Source organism: Klebsiella sp. GFKo11 (assembly GCF_056490265.1).
The window spans coordinates 5,125,120-5,143,767 of record NZ_CM151369.1; the positions used below are offsets into that span (position 1 = coordinate 5,125,120).

The following is an 18,648-nucleotide window of genomic DNA, read 5'->3' on the forward strand; positions in this document are numbered from 1 at the left end:
ACTATCCATGGCTATTTCTATCAAGACATCTGAAGACATCGAAAAAATGCGCGTCGCCGGTCGCCTGGCCGCCGAAGTGCTGGAAATGATTGAACCTTACGTAAAACCGGGCGTCAGCACCGGCGAGCTGGATCGCATCTGCAACGATTATATCGTTAACGAGCAAAAAGCCGTTTCCGCCTGCCTGGGCTATCACGGTTTCCCGAAATCCGTCTGCATCTCTATTAATGAAGTGGTATGCCACGGGATCCCGGATGACGAAAAATTGCTGAAAGATGGCGATATCGTCAATATTGATGTCACTGTGATTAAAGATGATTTCCACGGCGACACCTCGAAGATGTTTATCGTTGGTAAACCAACAATTCTCGGCGAGCGCCTGTGCCGCATCACCCAGGAAAGCCTGTATCTGGCGCTCAAAATGGTCAAGCCAGGTATCAACCTGCGCACCATCGGTGCTGCAATTCAGAAATTCGTTGAAGCGGAAGGTTTCTCCGTTGTCCGCGAATATTGCGGTCACGGCATCGGTCGCGGTTTCCATGAAGAGCCGCAGGTTCTGCACTATGATTCAGCGGAAACCAACGTGGTTCTCAAACCGGGCATGACCTTCACTATTGAGCCGATGGTCAACGCGGGCAAAAAAGAGATCCGCAGCATGAAAGACGGCTGGACGGTAAAAACCAAAGACCGGAGCTTGTCTGCACAGTACGAGCATACTATTGTGGTGACAGACAACGGCTGCGAAATTCTGACGTTACGCAAGGATGACACCATCCCGGCGATAATCTCGCACGACGAATGATGAAAAGCCGGCGCCAGCCGGCTTTTTTATGACGGGCGATAGTTTTTTCTTATGGTGGCGCGATGAGCAACTCTTTACCTGACACTGTCTCCCCTGCTCTGTCCGGTCAGCCGGATAATCCAGACGACTGGTCGCAAAGCGATTTCAACTGTGCCGCCATTAAGGCGCATATCGATACATTCCAGCGCTGGCTGGGCGAGGCTTTTGATAACGGCATCGCCGCCGAACGATTAATAGAAGCACGTACCGAATTTATCGACCAGTTGCTCCAGCGACTATGGGTCGAATACGGCTTCGGCTCGGTCAACGATACCGCCCTGGTCGCGGTAGGCGGCTATGGTCGTGGCGAGCTCCATCCGCTCTCCGACATTGACCTGCTAATTCTAAGCCGCAAAAAGCTGCCCGATGAACAGGCGCAAAAAGTCGGTGAACTGCTGACGCTACTGTGGGATATCAAACTGGAAGTCGGCCACAGCGTGCGCACCCTCGAAGAGTGCCTGCTGGAGGGGTTGTCAGATCTCAGCGTCGCCACCAACCTGATCGAATCGCGCCTGCTCATCGGCGATGTCGCGCTATTCCTTGAATTACAAAAACACATATTTAGCGACGGCTTCTGGCCATCAGAAAAGTTCTTCGCCGCAAAAGTCGAAGAGCAGAACATTCGCCATCAACGCTATCACGGCACCAGCTATAACCTGGAGCCGGATGTCAAAAGTAGTCCCGGCGGACTGCGCGATATTCACACTCTTCAGTGGATCGCACGCCGTCATTTTGGCGCCACTTCTCTTGATGAAATGGTCGGCTTCGGCTTCCTCACCGAGGCCGAGCGTAACGAGCTTAACGAATGCCTGCACCAGCTCTGGCGGATTCGCTTTGCCCTGCATCTTGAGCTAAACCGCTACGATAACCGCCTGCTTTTCGACAGACAGTTCAGCGTCGCCCGTCGCCTGCGCTATGAAGGCGAAGGCAACCAGCCCATCGAGCACATGATGAAGGATTTCTTCCGCGTCACGCGCCGGGTGAGCGAGCTGAACCATATGCTGATCCAACTGTTCGAAGAAGCGATTCTCGCTCTCACAGAGGACGAGAAGCCACGACCGATTGATGATGATTTTCAATTGCGCGGCACGCTTATCGACCTGCGCGACGACACGCTGTTTATCCGCGAGCCGCAGGCCATTCTGCGCATGTTCTATATGATGGTGCGTAACAGCAGCATCACCGGTATTTACTCCACCACGCTTCGCCATCTGCGCCACGCCCGTCGCCATCTGACGCAGCCGCTTTGCTACATCCCGGAGGCGCGAACCCTGTTCCTCAGCATGTTGCGCCATCAGGGCGCGGTAAGCCGCGGTCTGCTGCCAATGCACCGCCATAGCGTGCTGTGGGCGTATATGCCGCAATGGTCACATATTGTCGGTCAGATGCAATTCGACCTGTTTCACGCCTATACCGTCGATGAACACACCATTCGCGTCATGCTGAAGCTCGAGAGTTTCGCCAAAGAAGAGACCCGCAGCCGCCACCCGCTATGCGTTGAGCTGTGGCCACGCCTGACGCATCCAGAACTGATCCTTATTGCCGCCCTGTTCCACGACATCGCCAAAGGGCGTGGCGGCGACCATTCGATCCTCGGCGCCCAGGACGTACTCAAATTTGCCGAACTTCATGGTCTCAATTCACGTGAAACGCAGCTTGTCGCCTGGCTGGTGCGTCATCATTTACTGATGTCGGTTACCGCTCAGCGTCGCGATATTCAGGACCCGGAAGTGATCAAGCAGTTCGCCGAAGAGGTACAAACGGAGAACCGTCTGCACTATCTGGTCTGTCTGACCGTCGCCGATATCTGCGCCACTAACGAAAACCTGTGGAACAGCTGGAAACAAAGCCTGCTGCGCGAACTCTATTTCGCCACCGAAAAACAGCTGCGCCGGGGAATGCAAAACACTCCAGACATGCGCGAACGAGTACGCCATCACCAGCTTCAGGCGCTGGCGCTGCTGCGGATGGAAAATATTAATGAACAAGCTCTGCACCTGATCTGGAACCGCTGCCGCGCCAACTATTTCGTACGCCATACGCCGAATCAGCTCGCCTGGCATGCGCGCAACTTACTCCAGCACGATCTCAGCAAACCGATGATTTTACTGAGTTCTCAGGCAACGCGTGGTGGCACCGAAATTTTTATCTGGAGCCCGGACAGACCGTACCTGTTCGCTGCCGTTTGCGGTGAACTGGACCGCCGTAACCTTAGCGTCCACGATGCGCAGATCTTTACAACACGCGACGGTATGGCAATGGATACCTTCATTGTTCTTGAACCGGACGGCAGTCCGCTTTCCGCCGACAGGCACGAGATGATTCGCCTGGGCCTGGAACAGACCATTACCCAACGTAGCTGGCAGCCACCAGCCCCGCGTCGTCAGGCGGCAAAATTACGGCATTTTTCCGTCCCGACGGAGGTTAACTTCCTGCCAACGCATACCGATCGAAAATCATTCCTTGAGCTGATCGCCCTCGATCAGCCTGGTCTGTTAGCGCGCGTCGGCCAGGTGTTTGCCGACCTCGGAATTTCGCTCCACGGAGCGCGAATTACGACAATTGGTGAGCGAGTAGAAGATTTATTTATAATCGCCACGGCAGACCGGCGTGCCCTTAATAATGAGCTGCAACAAGAAGTGCAACAACGGTTGACAGAGGCCCTCAATCCAAACGATAAAGGGTAGCGAATTTAAATGTACATACACAAAGTCATTCGAGCTGCATCAAGGCGGCCAGGGAGAGAGTCTCAGGAGCTTACGATAGTAAGTGACTGGGGCGAACAAGCGCAGCCAACGCAGAGGCAGCTTGAAGGATGAAGTGTATAAATGGAAAGAGAAACGATGCAGCAATTACAGAATATTATTGAGTCCGCCTTTGAGCGTCGCGCCGACATCACGCCGGCAAATGTGGATACCGTAACCCGCGAAGCGGTTAATCAGGTGATTTCTCTGCTTGATTCCGGCGCACTGCGCGTCGCTGAAAAAATCGACGGCCAGTGGGTAACCCATCAGTGGCTGAAGAAAGCGGTTCTGCTCTCTTTCCGTATTAACGATAACCAGGTTATCGATGGTGCGGAAAGCCGCTACTTCGATAAAGTTCCGATGAAATTCGCGGATTATGATGAAGCGCGTTTCCAGAAAGAAGGTTTCCGCGTGGTTCCACCGGCAGCCGTCCGTCAGGGGGCGTTTATCGCTCGCAACACGGTTCTGATGCCGTCTTACGTGAACATCGGCGCATACGTTGATGAAGGCTCCATGGTTGATACCTGGGCGACCGTCGGCTCCTGCGCGCAGATCGGTAAAAACGTTCACCTGTCCGGCGGCGTCGGCATCGGTGGCGTACTGGAGCCGCTGCAGGCGAACCCGACCATCATCGAAGATAACTGCTTTATCGGCGCGCGTTCTGAAGTCGTCGAAGGCGTGATCGTCGAAGAAGGTTCCGTGATCTCCATGGGCGTGTACCTGGGCCAGAGCACCAAAATCTACGATCGCGAAACCGGCGAAGTGTTCTATGGCCGCGTACCGGCTGGCTCCGTAGTCGTATCCGGCAACCTGCCGTCGAAAGATGGCAAGTACAGCCTGTATTGCGCCGTTATCGTGAAGAAGGTCGACGCCAAAACGCGCGGCAAGGTCGGAATCAACGAACTTCTGCGTACCATCGACTAAGCAGTATAAAAAGCGGGAGGCATCCCGCTTTTTTTATATATTAAGCTGGCGAAGATAGATTTTTTCGTTAATTATTCAAAGATTACGATGATATCAAAGGTACCGTTATGTACGATAATCTGAAAAGTCTTGGTATTACCAATCCTGATGAAATCGATCGCTATAGCCTGCGGCAGGAAGCCAACAACGACATTCTGAAAATCTATTTTCAGAAGGACAAAGGCGAGTTCTTCGCCAAAAGCGTCAAGTTTAAGTACCCGCGTCAGCGTAAAACCGTTGTCGCAGACGGCATTGGTCAGGGATATAAAGAAGTCCAGGAGATCAGTCCAAACCTCCGCTATATCATTGATGAGCTGGATCAGATCTGCCAGCGCGATCGCACTGAAATCGATCTTAAGCGTAAGATCCTCGACGATCTGCGTCATCTGGAAAGCGTAGTTACCAATAAGATCAGCGAAATTGAATCCGATCTGGAAAAACTGACGCGCAATAAATAAGTCTGCTATGGGCCAAATACTGGCCCTGTTTTCCACCTTTCAGTCTCTTCTCCTATATTTGCTCATCATCAAATCTCAATTTTTCTTCTCAAGCATCATTTCACATCACCTTGCTATCCATATGAATTAATTAATTAAATATTTCATGTATGTTCATTTCCCACCTAAAAGGAGGTCATACGATGACACAGGAAATTGAACAAACATGTTATACGCTGCAATCTGCCCCCTGGCTGGATAATGCAGGTTTTCAAAAAGGGCGAGAACACGATCGTCAGGCGCTAGGCTTTATTCTGCCTGCCAACGTGCAATTACAGATTCGTCAGCCGGACGTCAGCAAGGGCAAAGCAAGGTTGCGCCTGCTATGCAACGATTCAGAAGGAGAGAAAACCATCACGTTGAGCACCAGTTGGCAAACGGTGAGTACAACTGTCGATACCGTCCCCTTTATTGATACGCTATTTACAGAGCAACCTGGCGAGTTCATCGTCACTTACCAGCAACCCGCCACGACAAAACTGCTGCCGTGCTGGAAAATGGGGCAATCCGAAGATGAATTTTTCCTCTCCTGGGAGAAAAACAGCTCGGCGTTCGCGCTGGTGGATTTAGACGTTATTAACATGCTGCTGCCCTACGCCGATCGTGATAATGCGCTCAACGCCGGCCTGTCAACACTGCACAGCTACTACACCCAGCTCTTCAAGTGCTATAACGAATGGGCTGGATTAAGTGACAATCCAGACTCGCCGCTGAATCAGGATATTGCCAACCGCTACTTTATCCATGCGGATAAACATGGTGTTGGCGCGGCCTACTATTCCTCTGGGTGGTGTGCGCAAACCTCCCCAACGATTGGTGAAGGCTGGATCGACAGCGTCTCAACACAGTGGGTTATTCTTCATGAGATTGGTCATGGGTATCAAGGCTCCTTTATGCAAGATACCGACCTTCCCACTGGCGAGGTATGGAACAATATTTACGCCTCTTACTACCAGCAGCTCATGCTTGGCCAGGATAACCGTCTTTATACCGGCGGTTGGCTATATAACTACGGCAAACTGGCCGCACAGGAACAGCAGTTAATCACCCATATTACCAATCAGGACCCCGTCACCAGTTGGGGGCTACGTCCGCGCTTGCAATTCCTGATGCTTATGTTGCTAAAAGCTGGCACTAAAGCCTTTGTTGCCTTTAACCAAAATTATCGTCAACTGGCCAACGGAGACAACTTTCAGCCGACAGAACATCGTCTTGCCGATATGCTGGCGACAGCCATCGCCACCGCTTCAGGCTATGACGTCACTGCCTTTATCAACCTGTGCGGCTTGAAACTGAAAACCACAACCCAAGAAAAGGTCGCGTCACTGGCAACAAAACCGCTGTGGCCACTTTACGATTTATTGCCACAAAGCGAATGGGAAAACGCGCGCCAACAATTAGGGCTGGATTCCTCCGTATGGCTGGTCGATAACAGCCAACTGACGATATTAAACAAAACGGGAACGCTGGTTCTGACGTTCGATATCGATGATGCGCAACAGATTTATGGCCGCACGATAATCATCAAAGATAACTGCGGAACCCAATATTCCGTGCCGATCAATGATGATACTTTGACACTAAACAGCATTCCTGTTGGCGTTTATCAGGTCGATTTGCCACAGGGCCGTTCGCAAAAATATCTGCCAAATATCAGCCACATTACTATCCGGGAAGGTGTTAATGCCGTTAGCGTAGTCTATAGCCAACGAAACGACACAAGCAGCCGTAATGTGACGCTGCGCTTTTTAGGTCTTGGTGACGACCAGTTTGCAACCCTTGACGTTGATTACGAAAATAAGCAACTGATTCTGGATATTACTGACGCCACTCCGCATAGCTACTTCCCGAATACGCTTTACGCCAGCATCGCAGTGCTCTCCGCCAACGGCGAAAAAGTCTTTGAGCGAAAAATGAATGGGACCAGCTGCACCACGGGTAAAGTCATCGTTCCATTCAACACGGAATATCATTTATATATTTATCATGCTGAGCCTGGACGCCTGAAAGCCTCTCCGACTTATCTGGCACTGGTCGCGCGTGAGAAATACCAGTTGCTACGTATCGATGATAATGGGCTCTACAACTTTATCCTTAACAATAATCCGGAAGAAGATTTACTGGCGACATTCCACCAGCAAGCCCAGAAAATACGTAACCAGCCTTCACTGCTGGCACAAGAGAACTCCACGGCTAAAAACGATCTCTGGCTGACGCTGTCCCATTTCGAGGAACCTACCTATAGCGCGCAGCTCAAAGAGTATGCCGATGTGCTCCCTCAGGATAACGGCGAACCTAACGAGTTGACGGGAAAATGCATCACATTGGATCTGAAAGGACAAGGTAATAAGACGTTTTGCCAGATAGCCATTGATAACAAACAGCACATGATGACCATCGCGACACGTTCCGGCACGCCGCATGCGTACTACACCGCTAATACCTACGCCAATATCACGGTGACAGAACCGAACGGTACCATAGCCTTTAACCGTAACTACACAGGCGGTACAGACAATCTGGCAAAAAGTGAGGCGCTCGTCTTAGAGGAAAATATGATTATTGATGTTTTCCATGATGAGCCGTTTAGATGCAGCGCAAACAATGACACCACCCAGCGCGCCGTGACGCTGAAGAAACACAACCGCTGGCGCGTGGTGAGCGATGGGCTGGAAGTCTATTCGCTAGCACCGGTTGATGAAGAGGAGGCTGCAGATACAGAGGAAGAAACGCGAGATGTGACCGTATTGTACGGCGATCAATTCACATGGCAGCTGCTTGGCGACAATGATATCTGTTTTGCCAGCATGGATATGGATATCGGCAGCAGACAGCTTACTTTTACCGCCAATTCCGTTGTACCACATAAAGACTTCACTACGACGTATACAACGGTCAACGTCTACAACACACGCGGTAGCGTCGTTTATCGTCAGTCAATTAAAGGCTCGGCGCAGCTTGGCGATTATATTGATACGGCAATACTGGATGAAGGCTACACCATCGAGGTATTCCATGCTGAAGCAGGACTTCGCTCGGCTATCATCAATCCGTTAAATAACAAAACCTGGCAACAACCTAATACCGTGACCTGGCAAGTCACGGCCCTCGGGTTGCAACGCCTGTAACATCAATCGCTCCCGCCCGTGGCGGGAGTTTTTTAACGTTGCTCGTCCAGCTGTAAAGCAATATACAGCAACAAACGGTCGTCAAAACTTCCCAGGTCCAGCCCAGTCAGTTCAGAAATACGATTCAGACGATATTCCAGCGTATTACGGTGAATAAACAGTGCCTTCGAGGTCGCCAGCGGTTGCACGTTGTGGCGGAACCACGCTTGTAGGGTACGCCGCAGCAGGCCGTTATTATCCATCGCTTTCAAACGAACCAGCGGACGCGCCAGCTCGTTGGCCTGCCAGCCGCCGCGCAGGCTATCCAGCAGCACCGGCAGCATCAGGTCCTGATAAAAATAGCTCCGACTCTCCGGCATTCGCTGTTTACCGACCATCATTGTGGTTCGGGCGGTACGGTAAGAACGTGCGATGCTACCGGGTCCGGTAAAGAAGTTACCCAGCGCCACACGAAAACGCAGCTGACCATTCTCTTTCATCCTGCTGATCAACTGCTCGACCCGTTTACAGTGATCTTCCGCATCCCAGCGGCCAAAAGCATTCAACGCGGGCTTCAGCACCACCATTTCAGTCAGCGAGACAATGGCCACCAGATTATTACGGTCCGGCGTCGTCAGCGCGGTTTGTAGCTGCTGTAGCTCCGCCATCGCGCTGTCTACGCCCAGTTGGCCACTATCTACTTCAATCATTGCGACAACACGCGGCTGATTCAGATCGATTCCCAACCGCTGCGCCCATTCGGTCAGCGCTGGGGTGTTCTCCTCCGCCTGAATCAGGTTCATCACCAGCTCTTCACGCAGACGGCTATCCTGGGCCAGAAGGTGCATCAGCCGCGACTGCTCCAGCATCATTTCAGCCGTCATACAGACCAGCTCACCGTATTTGCGCAGCGATTCCGGCTCGCCGGTCAGACCGATAACGCCGACGATTTCCCCCTCCAGACGCAGCGGCAAGTTGATGCCCTGGCGCACGCCGTGCAGATGTCGCGCCACGGCATCATCGATATCGACAACGCGCCCTTGTGAAAGGACCAACAGCGCACCTTCGTGCAATTCACCAATTCGCTCGCGATCTCCGCTGCCGATAATGCGCCCGCGAGCATCCATTACGTTGATATTGGTATCAATGATGCGCATCGTGCGCGCCACGATATCCTGCGCCATTTTGGTATCAAGATGCCAGCCAGCCATGTAACCCTCCCGTGAGCAGGTTACCAGCATAGAAGAGTTGGCAAAACGCTGCATTGTGCATTCGCACAAAGCAGGGGTGAGAAGTATGGAGTTGTGGAAGGGGTCACAGAACGCCAGATAGAATGACCCGCAGAGCAAAAAAAGCCCCTTGCCTCACAAGGAGACAAGGGGCTTTACGATTCGCTAGCGATTACTGCATCAGCAGGTAGATAGAGGTATCACCACGCTGAATGTTCAGCGCCAGAACCGAAGGTTTAGCATCGAAGATTTTGCGCAGGTCAGCAATATTTTTCACCGGCTGCTGGTTAGCGCCAACGATAATGTCGCCTTTCTTCAGGCCAATCTGCGCAGCCGGAGTCCCCGCCTTCACGTTGCTCACCGTGACGCCTTTATCCTGACCCTTGTTGCTCATTTCCGCACCTTCAATACCGTTGAAGATGGTGCTTGAGTCAACCTGAGTCTGATTACTTTGCTGCAGCTCTACGGTTACCGTTACTGGTTTACCGTCACGCAGCAGGCCAAGTTCAATTTTGCTGCCGATAGGCATGGTGCCGACCTGTGCACGCAGTGCGGCAAAGCTGCTGATTGGCTTACCGTTCAGCGTGGTGATCACGTCACCGGCTTTGATACCTGCTTTACCCGCCGCAGAACCCGGCATAACCTGGCTGACGAAAGCCCCGCGCTGAGCGTCGACTTTCATCGCTTTCGCCAGTTCGGAGTTCAGCTCGGTTCCCATGATACCCAGCTCACCGCGCTTAACCTGGCCAAACTTCACCATCTGATCGGTCAAGTTTTTCACCATGTTGCTCGGGATCGCAAAGCCGATACCGATATTACCGCCGTCCGGTGCCAGGATCGCGGTGTTGATACCGATCAGCTCGCCGTTCAGGTTAACCAGCGCGCCGCCGGAGTTACCGCGGTTAATCGCCGCATCGGTCTGAATAAAGTTCTCGTAATTTTCAACGTTCAGGCCGCTGCGGCCCAACGCGGAAACAATCCCGGAGGTCACGGTTTCACCGAGGCCAAATGGGTTACCGATCGCCACGGTGTAATCACCGACGCGCAGGGTATCAGAGTCCGCCAGCTTGATTGCGCTCAGGTTTTTCGGATCCTGAATTTGAATCAGCGCGATATCAGAACGCGGATCTTTACCGACCACTTTTGCCTCAAACTTACGGCCATCGCTCAGTTGAACTTTGATCGTCGTCGCGTTATCCACGACGTGGTTGTTGGTGACGACATAACCTTTAGCGGCATCAATGATCACCCCAGAACCGAGGGCCATAAATTTCTGCTGCTGGCCGCCATCGCTACCCGGAGCGCCACCCTGCCCGCCGCCCTGACAGAACGGAGAGCTTTGGAACGGTGAACCGTCCTGGCAGAACGGTGAATTATCACCAAAGAACTGCTGGAAGTTACGCGGCATCCGCGGGGTATTAACGGTGGTGCTCCCCTCAACGTTGATGCTCACGACAGACGGCATCACTTTTTCCAGCATAGGAGCCAGACTCGGCATCTGCTGTGCATTAGTAGCCGAAGAAGCTGTTTCCGCCGCGCTCGCAGAGAGAGGGGACAACGCCAGACCTAAACTAAGAGCCAGAGCACTCATTGCTAACGTGGTTTTTTTCATATGTTTCAATCTCGATTTCAGATAACGAATAGTTGCTGTTTACGTGACTATCAGAGTCATTTTATAGCGCGAAGTTCCGGAATGAAGTTTTGGTAAAAGTAAAAATTTATTGTTCGTCTTTACAAAACTCATGCTTATTCTACGGCCATCAATCGCCGATATTCATCCCATGCATACAAGTCCGTCATTCCGCTGATATAGTCCTGAATGAGACGACAGCGATAATAATATTCCCATAGCGGAAATTCAGCGCTATCGCGCGGGATCTTATTTACGGCTTCTACGTAGGCCAGACGATGGCGAGTCGAAAGTTTCTGGAACAAGCGTGAAGCGATCGGTAAACTTCGTACCCGTTCTTTTTCCACCAACAGACTAAACTCATCCAGCGATAATTTTAACAACGGCTGGTAGATATCCAACAGGCCGCTAATAACACGATAACCTTGCAATTCCAGCTGCTCAACATCCGGATGGCTAAACACATGTTTTACAGCAAGATTTTTATAAAGCTCAAGCAACTGGCTGCAATCACTTTCGTCTTCAAGCAGCGCGTGATTAAAATCACCGGTAAAGATCCTTGGCAAATTATCAATAAAGCGACGCGCCGCATACGGTACCAGCTTATTCAGCGTATTGACCCGTAAATACATAAAGAACTGATCTTCGGTACTTCGACTAAGAGAATTCGCACGAGATTTATCCCAGGCATTTTCAACAACCATGTTAAATAAAGAGCCTTTTTCGTGCTCCCCCCAGGCCTCGTAAAGATGCTGATATAGCTGCTCCACGCTGAAAATACGTTTTTCTACCGCATCCTCAAGGTCAGCAACGCAATACGAGATGTCATCTGCGGCTTCCATAATCCACGTTAATGGGAACCGATTGTAAGGAGCCAGATCCAGTTCTTTACGCAACCTCGCAACATAGCCCTCTTCGGCTAAATAATAACCAGGTTTCTTCATTAAATAACTGTGGCTGGCAGGCGGATCCCCTCGCCACCACGCCGGACGGGTATATTTAAGTATACAGCCCACCTGCGCCCAGGTCAGATTCATCCGCATCAGGGTATGCACTAAACGAATTCCCTGCGCATTTCCTTCAAACCAGCACAAATCCTGGCGAACCTTGCGGCGTAGCTCATTTAATTGGCTATCCCCCTCCTGCAAACGCAGCGCTTCAACCACGCAACGGTCTTCGGTTAGGGGCTGGCTGGCGGCATCGCCGGGAAACAGCCGCTGGCTAAACCAGTCGTTGATTGCCGCTTCGCCAAAATGACCAAACGGCGGATTGCCGATGTCATGCATCAAGCAGGCCATCTCGACGATACTTTCAAATGGACCGGTTAGCTCATCCAGCCCATAGCTCTCCAGCAGCTTCTGTTCTTTCAGACGGCTTAGCACTTCTTTAGCGATATAGCGGCCAACCTGCTGAACTTCAAGAGAGTGGGTCAGACGTGTACGCACCGCCGCGTTACGCTCTAGTGGGAATACCTGAGTTTTTTGCTGCAATCGGCGGATCGCGGGCGAGTTAACAATACGCCCGCGATCACTTTCGAAAATGCGCAGGATTTCATGTTCCGTCTCAACCCCTTGCGGTGAACGATAGCGGCGACGCCAGTTAATCTTGTTGCGAAAATCGATCTTTGCCATGGCCTTCCCCGTGCGAGCAATAACGTTTCCTTCTAAGCGCATGATAGACTATGCCGCTAAAACCCACACATCGCGAGTAAATCTATGAAAATCGGCATTATTGGCGCTATGGAAGAAGAAGTTACCCTTCTGCGCGACAAAATCGACAACCGCCAGACCATCACTATCGGCGGTAGCGAAATCTATACCGGACAACTTCAAGGTACCGACGTCGCTCTGTTGAAGTCGGGTATTGGTAAAGTGGCCGCCGCCATGGGCGCAACCCTGCTGATGGAGCGCTGCAAGCCGGATGTGATTATTAACACCGGTTCGGCGGGCGGGCTGGCATCTACCCTGAAGGTTGGCGATATCGTTGTTTCTGACGAAGCGCGCTACCACGATGCTGACGTCACCGCATTCGGCTATGAATATGGCCAGCTGCCAGGCTGCCCTGCCGGTTTTAAAGCTGATGAAAAACTGATTGCCGCCGCGGAAACCTGCATCAAAGCGCTGGATCTTAACGCAGTACGCGGTCTGATTGTCAGCGGCGACGCCTTTATCAACGGTTCCGTCGGCCTGGCGAAAATCCGTCAGAACTTCCCGCAGGCCGTGGCGGTCGAGATGGAAGCAACAGCCATCGCTCACGTCTGCCACAGCTACGGCGTGCCGTTTGTTGTCGTTCGCGCCATTTCCGATGTTGCCGACCAGCAGTCCCATCTGAGCTTCGACGAATTCCTCGCCGTTGCCGCAAAGCAGTCCACCCTGATGGTGGAAAACCTGGTGCAGCGCCTGGCTCGTGGCTAAGTCACTTCAAACGGCTCTTGCCGCCCTGCTACTGCTCGTCCCGGCGTGGCTATTCGCTGCGCCGCGGGTGATTACGCTCTCCCCCGCCAATACCGAACTGGCGTTTGCCGCCGGTATTACGCCGATTGGCGTCAGTAGCTATTCTGATTACCCGCCAGAAGCCGCAAAGATAGAGCAGGTCTCCAGTTGGCAAGGGATGAATCTGGAACGGATCGTCGCACTTAAACCCGACCTGGTACTGGCCTGGCGCGGCGGTAATGCCGAGCGGCAAGTTAACCAGCTAAATTCGCTCGGTATTAAAGTTATCTGGGTCGAAACGACGACTATCGAAGATATCATCACCACGCTTCGCCAGCTGGCGCAATGGAGCCCACAACCGGAAAAGGCACGGCAGGCGGCCCAAAAGATGCAGGATGATTATCAGACGCTGAAAGCCCGCTATGCCAGCGCGCCAAAAAAGCGCGTCTTTTTACAGTTTGGCGCTAACCCGCTCTTTACCAGCAGCAAAGGGTCGATTCAGGATCAGGTTTTGACGCTATGCGGAGGGGAAAATATCTTTGCCGCCAGTCGGGTTCCCTGGCCGCAGGTCAGCCGTGAGCAGGTGCTGGCAAGGCAGCCGCAGGCCGTTGTCATTACCGGTGATGCCAGCAAGCTTCCCGCCGTTGAGCGCTACTGGCAGAATCAGCTAAAAATTTCGTTTATTGTCCTACATGGTGACTGGTTTGAACGCGCGAGCCCACGTATTATCCTCGCCGCAAAACAACTCTGTACTGCGCTCGAGCAGGTAAAATAATTACCTGATAACCCAGGGAACTCACGATGCTTGTCTATTGGCTGGATATTATTGGCACCGCGGTGTTTGCCATCTCCGGCGTCTTGCTGGCAGGAAAGCTGCGCATGGACCCTTTTGGCGTACTGGTATTAGGCGTGGTGACCGCGGTAGGCGGCGGAACCATTCGTGATATGGCTCTCGCCAACGGCCCGGTATTTTGGGTGAAAGACCCGACCGATCTGGTGGTGGCAATGGTCACCAGTATGCTCACCATTCTGCTGGTGCGCCAGCCGCGGCGGCTGCCTAAATGGGTGCTGCCGGTACTGGATGCCGTTGGGCTGGCGGTATTTGTTGGTATCGGCGTCAATAAAGCGTTTCTTGCCCATAGCGGGCCGCTGGTCGCCGTCTGTATGGGCGTTGTCACCGGCGTTGGCGGGGGGATTATCCGCGATGTGCTGGCGCGCGAAATCCCGATGATCCTGCGCACGGAAATCTACGCCACAGCCTGTATCGCAGGCGGTATCGTTCACGCAACGGCGTACTACACTTTCCACGTTCCGTTAGAAAACGCGGCAATGCTAGGAATGGTGGTCACGCTGGTAATTCGCCTGGCGGCAATCCGCTGGCACCTGAAGCTACCGACGTTTGCGCTAGATGAGAATGGGCGTTAATAAAAGCAAAACGGTAACTTTAAGGTTACCGTTTTTAGTTGCTTGCTCCCTCTCCCTGCGGGAAAGGGCTGAGGTGCCGCACTCACTTTAGACGCTGAATGAAGAGCCGCAACCGCAGGTGCTTTTCGCATTCGGGTTGGTCACGATAAAGCGTGAACCTTCCAGACCTTCAGTATAATCGACAGCCCCGCCGACCAGATACTGCAGGCTCATTGGGTCAACCACCAGGCCTACGCCCTGCTTCTCGATAGTCATATCCCCATCGTTTACCTGATCGTCAAAGGTAAAGCCGTACTGGAAACCGCTGCAGCCACCGCCGGTGATATACACGCGCAGTTTCAGGTTCGGATTATCTTCATCCGCGATCAGGTCTTTTACTTTAATCGCTGCGGCTTCGGTAAACTCCAGCGGCAACGCTACGTCATCACTCATTTTATGCTCCCATTGCTACTTCTGACCGGTTAAAGAATAACCCGACCTTTTGAGCCATTATCCAATACCCGAGTAAATCGTTCAAGTATTCTCCCCGCCAACCGGCTGTGCCTTTGCCGCCCGCTCGGCTTCCTGTTTCGCCAGGGTGCGCTGCAGGATTGTCGAGTATAAAGGCTTGCCGCCAAGGAATTGTGCCAATAGTGTTGCGCCCAGGCAGGTAATAATCATTGGCAAAATGAGCTGATAGTTATCGGTCATCTCCAGCACCAGCACGATGCCGGTCAACGGCGCACGAACCGAGGCGGCGAGGAGTGCGCCCATACCAGCAATGGCAAACGTCCCCGCATCCAGATGATACGCCGGAAACAGCGGCGTTGCCGCCATGCCGAAGGCCGTTCCCAGCAATGTTCCCAGCGCCAGCATCGGTGCGAAGATACCGCCGGGTGCGCCGGAAGAGAAGCAAAGCAGCGTGGTAATCACCCTTGCGATAAAAATAAACAGTAGCAGGCCAACGGAAAAGTTGCCCGCAGCAGCGATGGGAATCAGGTTAAATCCGCCGCCTGCCGCCGTTGGCTGAATTAGCCCAAGCACGCCGCAGCTGCCGCCGATTAATCCGCCAATCAACACCCACTTTTTGATATTTCCACCATGAATACGCTGGAACATATCCTGGGTACGCAACACCAGAGTGTTAAATAGCGGGCCGATACAACCGAAAATCATCCCCAGCACCAAATATAACCACAGCGTGTTAACCGGCGCGTTGCTCAGCTTGCCAACCTCGATAACCGCGTGATCGCCATTAAAAATACGAAAGACAATCGTCGACATAATCACGCCGGTAAACACGGCTTTAATGGAGATCAGGTTGTAGCGAAACTGCGGACGCATCTCTTCAATAATAAACAGAATACCGGCCAGCGGCGCATTAAACGCGGCGGAGAGACCCGCTGCTGCACCGGTCGCCAATAGCGTATGGCGCGCCTCCGGGCTGCGCATGCGGAACACATCCACCACCATGCGGCCAAGATTGCCGCCCAGTTGCACCATCGGCCCTTCACGACCCAGCACCATTCCTGCGCCCAGCGTCCCCATCCCGCCGATAAACTTCACCGGCAGCACGCGCCACCAGCGAACGGGACGCAGCTCTTCCAGCGCTCCCTCTATTTCCGGGATCCCCGATCCGCCCGCTTCCGGGGCAAAACGACGTACGAGGAAATACCCCACCATCGCCAATAGCGCAGAGAAAATAAAAGCCAGCGGCCAGACCAGAAACCAATGGTCTGCTACCGCAACCAGCGCGCCAATACGCAGGTTTTGCACCCAATTGACACTTTTCTCAAACGCGACGCCTACCAGCCCTGCCAGCGTCCCTACAACGGCCGCCATCAATAAGACCGCCAGCGGCGTTTTATCTCGCTGTATCAACCGGCGCACGGCATCACCACGGCGAATCCGCACAAACTGATGTGTTGAAGAAGAGGGATTTTCTGCTTTCATGCCATTATCAATGATTAGTAATACAAATGGAAAGAAGGGCATTCTAGCCAACCGAACAGGCCCCGTCGTCAAAAAAATGCGCCGTGACCACATTGTTTCAATTGGGCAAAACTTTCATACCCTAAATAATTCGAGTTGCAGGAAGGCGGCAAAGGAGTGAATCCCGATGAGCTTACTCTGGTAAGTGATTCGGGTGAACGAGCGCAGCCAACACACCTGCAACTTGAAGTATGACGGGTATATAACCTTCCTGGAATAACCTAGAATAGCCGACAAAACATTTTTCACGAACCAGGACCCTGGCTATGAGCAAATCTGAAAATCTGTATAACGCTGCGCGTGAACTTATCCCCGGCGGCGTGAACTCTCCGGTACGCGCCTTCACCGGCGTCGGCGGTACGCCGCTGTTTATCGAGCGCGCCGACGGCGCATATCTCTACGACGTCGATGGCAAAGCGTATATCGATTATGTTGGTTCCTGGGGCCCAATGGTACTCGGTCACAACCATCCGGCAATTCGCAACGCCGTGATCGAAGCGGCGGGACGCGGTTTAAGCTTTGGCGCACCAACGGAGATGGAAGTCAAAATGGCGGCACTGGTCACTGAACTGGTGCCGACCATGGATATGGTCCGCATGGTGAACTCCGGTACCGAAGCGACGATGAGCGCCATTCGTCTGGCGCGCGGTTTTACCGGCCGCGACAAAATCATCAAATTTGAAGGCTGCTACCACGGCCATGCCGACTGCCTGCTGGTGAAAGCCGGTTCCGGCGCGCTGACTCTGGGCCAACCGAACTCTCCGGGCGTTCCGGCAGATTTCGCCAAACACACCCTGACCTGCACCTATAACGATCTCGCATCTGTGCGCGCCGCGTTCGAACAGTATCCGCAGGATATCGCCTGCATCATCGTTGAACCAGTCGCCGGTAACATGAACTGCATCCCGCCGCAGCCTGAATTCCTGCCGGGCCTGCGCGCGCTGTGCGATGAATTCGGCACGCTGCTGATTATCGATGAAGTGATGACCGGCTTCCGCGTGGCGCTGGCCGGCGCGCAGGATTACTACGATGTGGTACCGGATCTGACCTGCCTGGGCAAAATCATCGGCGGCGGCATGCCGGTTGGCGCATTCGGCGGCCGTCGCGAAGTGATGGATGCGCTCGCCCCGACCGGCCCGGTTTACCAGGCGGGGACGCTATCCGGTAATCCGATCGCCATGGCGGCGGGCTTCGCCTGCTTAACCGAAGTGGCGCAGCCTGGCGTGCATGAAACCCTGACCGACCTGACCAATCAGCTGGCTCAGGGTCTGCTGGACGCCGCCCGTGATACCGGTATTCCGCTGGTAGTGAATAACGTCGGCGGCATGTTCGGCATTTTCTTTACCGATGCGCCAACCGTGACCTGCTATCAGGATGTGGTGAAGTGCGACGTGGAGCGCTTTAAGCGCTTCTTCCACCTGATGCTGGAGGAAGGCATCTACCTGGCGCCGTCAGCGTTTGAAGCGGGCTTTATGTCTATCGCCCACAGTGAAGAAGATATCGATAACACCATCGCCGCAGCGCGTAACGCCTTCGCGAAGCTGTAACCCTAAACGCCGGGGCAACGCTGCCCCGGCGAGACGTCTGGCGTCCTGAAGCAAAGCCTCAATTTGCGCGGGTTCACGCATAACAATATGTAAACGCGATCGCTTCGAAAGATAAGACGGCTATCAGATTGCTGACAAAGTTCGTTCTTGTGGAATTGCCCGGTGGCGGCTAACGCCTTACCGGGCCTACGGGGAGTACATAAATTGATGATATTATTGGTTTTTCAGGTCGGGTAAGGCGTTAGCCGCCACCCGACAAGAA

General features: G+C 53.1%; 14 protein-coding genes. 9 read left to right on the plus strand and 5 right to left on the minus strand.

Annotated features, from left to right (window positions below; translation table 11 throughout):
* The first annotated feature begins 7 nt into the window (after positions 1–7).
* The 5 genes from map (at position 8) to AC07P6_RS24740 (ending at position 8,173) form a co-directional block, all read left to right on the plus strand.
* Positions 8–802, plus strand: a complete 795-nt coding sequence (gene map / locus AC07P6_RS24720) for a type I methionyl aminopeptidase (protein ID WP_110272472.1) — start codon at positions 8–10, stop codon at positions 800–802.
* A gap of 62 nt (positions 803–864) precedes the next feature.
* On the plus strand, positions 865–3,528 hold the full coding sequence (glnD, locus tag AC07P6_RS24725) for a bifunctional uridylyltransferase/uridylyl-removing protein GlnD (RefSeq protein ID WP_478314910.1): 2,664 nt from the start codon (positions 865–867) through the stop codon (positions 3,526–3,528).
* A gap of 156 nt (positions 3,529–3,684) precedes the next feature.
* Positions 3,685–4,509, plus strand: a complete 825-nt coding sequence (gene dapD, locus AC07P6_RS24730) for a 2,3,4,5-tetrahydropyridine-2,6-dicarboxylate N-succinyltransferase (protein ID WP_110272474.1) — start codon at positions 3,685–3,687, stop codon at positions 4,507–4,509.
* Between the two features lie 107 nt (positions 4,510–4,616).
* Complete coding sequence (locus AC07P6_RS24735) at positions 4,617–5,006, plus strand: DUF3461 family protein (protein ID WP_110272475.1); 390 nt, start codon at positions 4,617–4,619, stop codon at positions 5,004–5,006.
* Between the two features lie 182 nt (positions 5,007–5,188).
* The gene (locus AC07P6_RS24740) at positions 5,189–8,173 is read left to right on the plus strand and encodes a putative mucin/carbohydrate-binding domain-containing protein (RefSeq protein ID WP_478314911.1); all 2,985 of its coding nucleotides are present in this window, start codon (positions 5,189–5,191) and stop codon (positions 8,171–8,173) included.
* A gap of 32 nt (positions 8,174–8,205) precedes the next feature.
* On the opposite strand, the gene cdaR is transcribed toward AC07P6_RS24740, so the two are convergent.
* The 3 genes from cdaR to dgt all read right to left on the minus strand — a co-directional run bounded on the left by cdaR (position 8,206) and on the right by dgt (position 12,642).
* Positions 8,206–9,363: a DNA-binding transcriptional regulator CdaR gene (cdaR, locus tag AC07P6_RS24745; protein WP_110272476.1), complete on the minus strand. Its 1,158-nt coding sequence runs from the start codon at positions 9,361–9,363 to the stop codon at positions 8,206–8,208.
* A 190-nt stretch (positions 9,364–9,553) separates the two neighbouring features.
* Complete coding sequence (gene degP, locus AC07P6_RS24750; protein ID WP_182236443.1) at positions 9,554–10,993, minus strand: serine endoprotease DegP; 1,440 nt, start codon at positions 10,991–10,993, stop codon at positions 9,554–9,556.
* A gap of 134 nt (positions 10,994–11,127) precedes the next feature.
* The gene (gene dgt / locus AC07P6_RS24755) at positions 11,128–12,642 is read right to left on the minus strand and encodes a dGTPase (protein WP_478314912.1); all 1,515 of its coding nucleotides are present in this window, start codon (positions 12,640–12,642) and stop codon (positions 11,128–11,130) included.
* A gap of 84 nt (positions 12,643–12,726) precedes the next feature.
* On the opposite strand from dgt, the gene mtnN reads away from it, so the two are divergent.
* The 3 genes from mtnN to AC07P6_RS24770 are packed head-to-tail and all read left to right on the plus strand — an operon-like array spanning position 12,727 to position 14,868.
* Positions 12,727–13,425, plus strand: coding sequence for a 5'-methylthioadenosine/S-adenosylhomocysteine nucleosidase (gene mtnN, locus AC07P6_RS24760; protein WP_478314913.1), 699 nt, complete (start codon positions 12,727–12,729; stop codon positions 13,423–13,425).
* A complete protein-coding gene (gene btuF / locus AC07P6_RS24765) occupies positions 13,418–14,218 on the plus strand; it encodes a vitamin B12 ABC transporter substrate-binding protein BtuF (RefSeq protein WP_478314914.1) in 801 nt (266 codons plus the stop codon). Before mtnN ends, btuF begins: the two co-directional genes overlap by 8 nt.
* A 26-nt stretch (positions 14,219–14,244) precedes the next feature.
* Positions 14,245–14,868: a TRIC cation channel family protein gene (locus tag AC07P6_RS24770; RefSeq protein WP_110272481.1), complete on the plus strand. Its 624-nt coding sequence runs from the start codon at positions 14,245–14,247 to the stop codon at positions 14,866–14,868.
* 87 nt (positions 14,869–14,955) lie between these two features.
* Here AC07P6_RS24770 and erpA read toward each other — a convergent pair whose 3' ends face one another.
* Together erpA and clcA are read right to left on the minus strand one after the other, a co-directional pair.
* Complete coding sequence (gene erpA / locus AC07P6_RS24775) at positions 14,956–15,300, minus strand: iron-sulfur cluster insertion protein ErpA (protein WP_110272482.1); 345 nt, start codon at positions 15,298–15,300, stop codon at positions 14,956–14,958.
* A gap of 81 nt (positions 15,301–15,381) precedes the next feature.
* Positions 15,382–16,800 (minus strand): H(+)/Cl(-) exchange transporter ClcA, encoded by a 1,419-nt coding sequence (gene clcA / locus AC07P6_RS24780; protein ID WP_110272483.1) that lies wholly within the window; start codon positions 16,798–16,800, stop codon positions 15,382–15,384.
* Positions 16,801–17,105: 305 nt separating this feature from the next.
* On the opposite strand from clcA, the gene hemL reads away from it, so the two are divergent.
* A complete protein-coding gene (hemL, locus tag AC07P6_RS24785; RefSeq protein ID WP_478314915.1) occupies positions 17,106–18,386 on the plus strand; it encodes a glutamate-1-semialdehyde 2,1-aminomutase in 1,281 nt (426 codons plus the stop codon).
* The last annotated feature ends 262 nt before the right edge of the window (positions 18,387–18,648 follow it).

What these genes read in the sequence shown, in the direction of transcription:
- map (WP_110272472.1), top strand. Translation starts at nt 8, where the DNA reads ATGGCTATTTCTATCAAGACATCTGAAGACATCGAAAAAATGCGCGTC.
- glnD (WP_478314910.1), top strand. Translation starts at nt 865, where the DNA reads ATGAGCAACTCTTTACCTGACACTGTCTCCCCTGCTCTGTCCGGTCAG.
- dapD (WP_110272474.1), top strand. Translation starts at nt 3,685, where the DNA reads ATGCAGCAATTACAGAATATTATTGAGTCCGCCTTTGAGCGTCGCGCC.
- AC07P6_RS24735 (WP_110272475.1), top strand. Translation starts at nt 4,617, where the DNA reads ATGTACGATAATCTGAAAAGTCTTGGTATTACCAATCCTGATGAAATC.
- AC07P6_RS24740 (WP_478314911.1), top strand. Translation starts at nt 5,189, where the DNA reads ATGACACAGGAAATTGAACAAACATGTTATACGCTGCAATCTGCCCCC.
- cdaR (WP_110272476.1), bottom strand. Translation starts at nt 9,363, where the DNA reads ATGGCTGGCTGGCATCTTGATACCAAAATGGCGCAGGATATCGTGGCG.
- degP (WP_182236443.1), bottom strand. Translation starts at nt 10,993, where the DNA reads ATGAAAAAAACCACGTTAGCAATGAGTGCTCTGGCTCTTAGTTTAGGT.
- dgt (WP_478314912.1), bottom strand. Translation starts at nt 12,642, where the DNA reads ATGGCAAAGATCGATTTTCGCAACAAGATTAACTGGCGTCGCCGCTAT.
- mtnN (WP_478314913.1), top strand. Translation starts at nt 12,727, where the DNA reads ATGAAAATCGGCATTATTGGCGCTATGGAAGAAGAAGTTACCCTTCTG.
- AC07P6_RS24770 (WP_110272481.1), top strand. Translation starts at nt 14,245, where the DNA reads ATGCTTGTCTATTGGCTGGATATTATTGGCACCGCGGTGTTTGCCATC.
- erpA (WP_110272482.1), bottom strand. Translation starts at nt 15,300, where the DNA reads ATGAGTGATGACGTAGCGTTGCCGCTGGAGTTTACCGAAGCCGCAGCG.
- clcA (WP_110272483.1), bottom strand. Translation starts at nt 16,800, where the DNA reads ATGAAAGCAGAAAATCCCTCTTCTTCAACACATCAGTTTGTGCGGATT.
- hemL (WP_478314915.1), top strand. Translation starts at nt 17,106, where the DNA reads ATGAGCAAATCTGAAAATCTGTATAACGCTGCGCGTGAACTTATCCCC.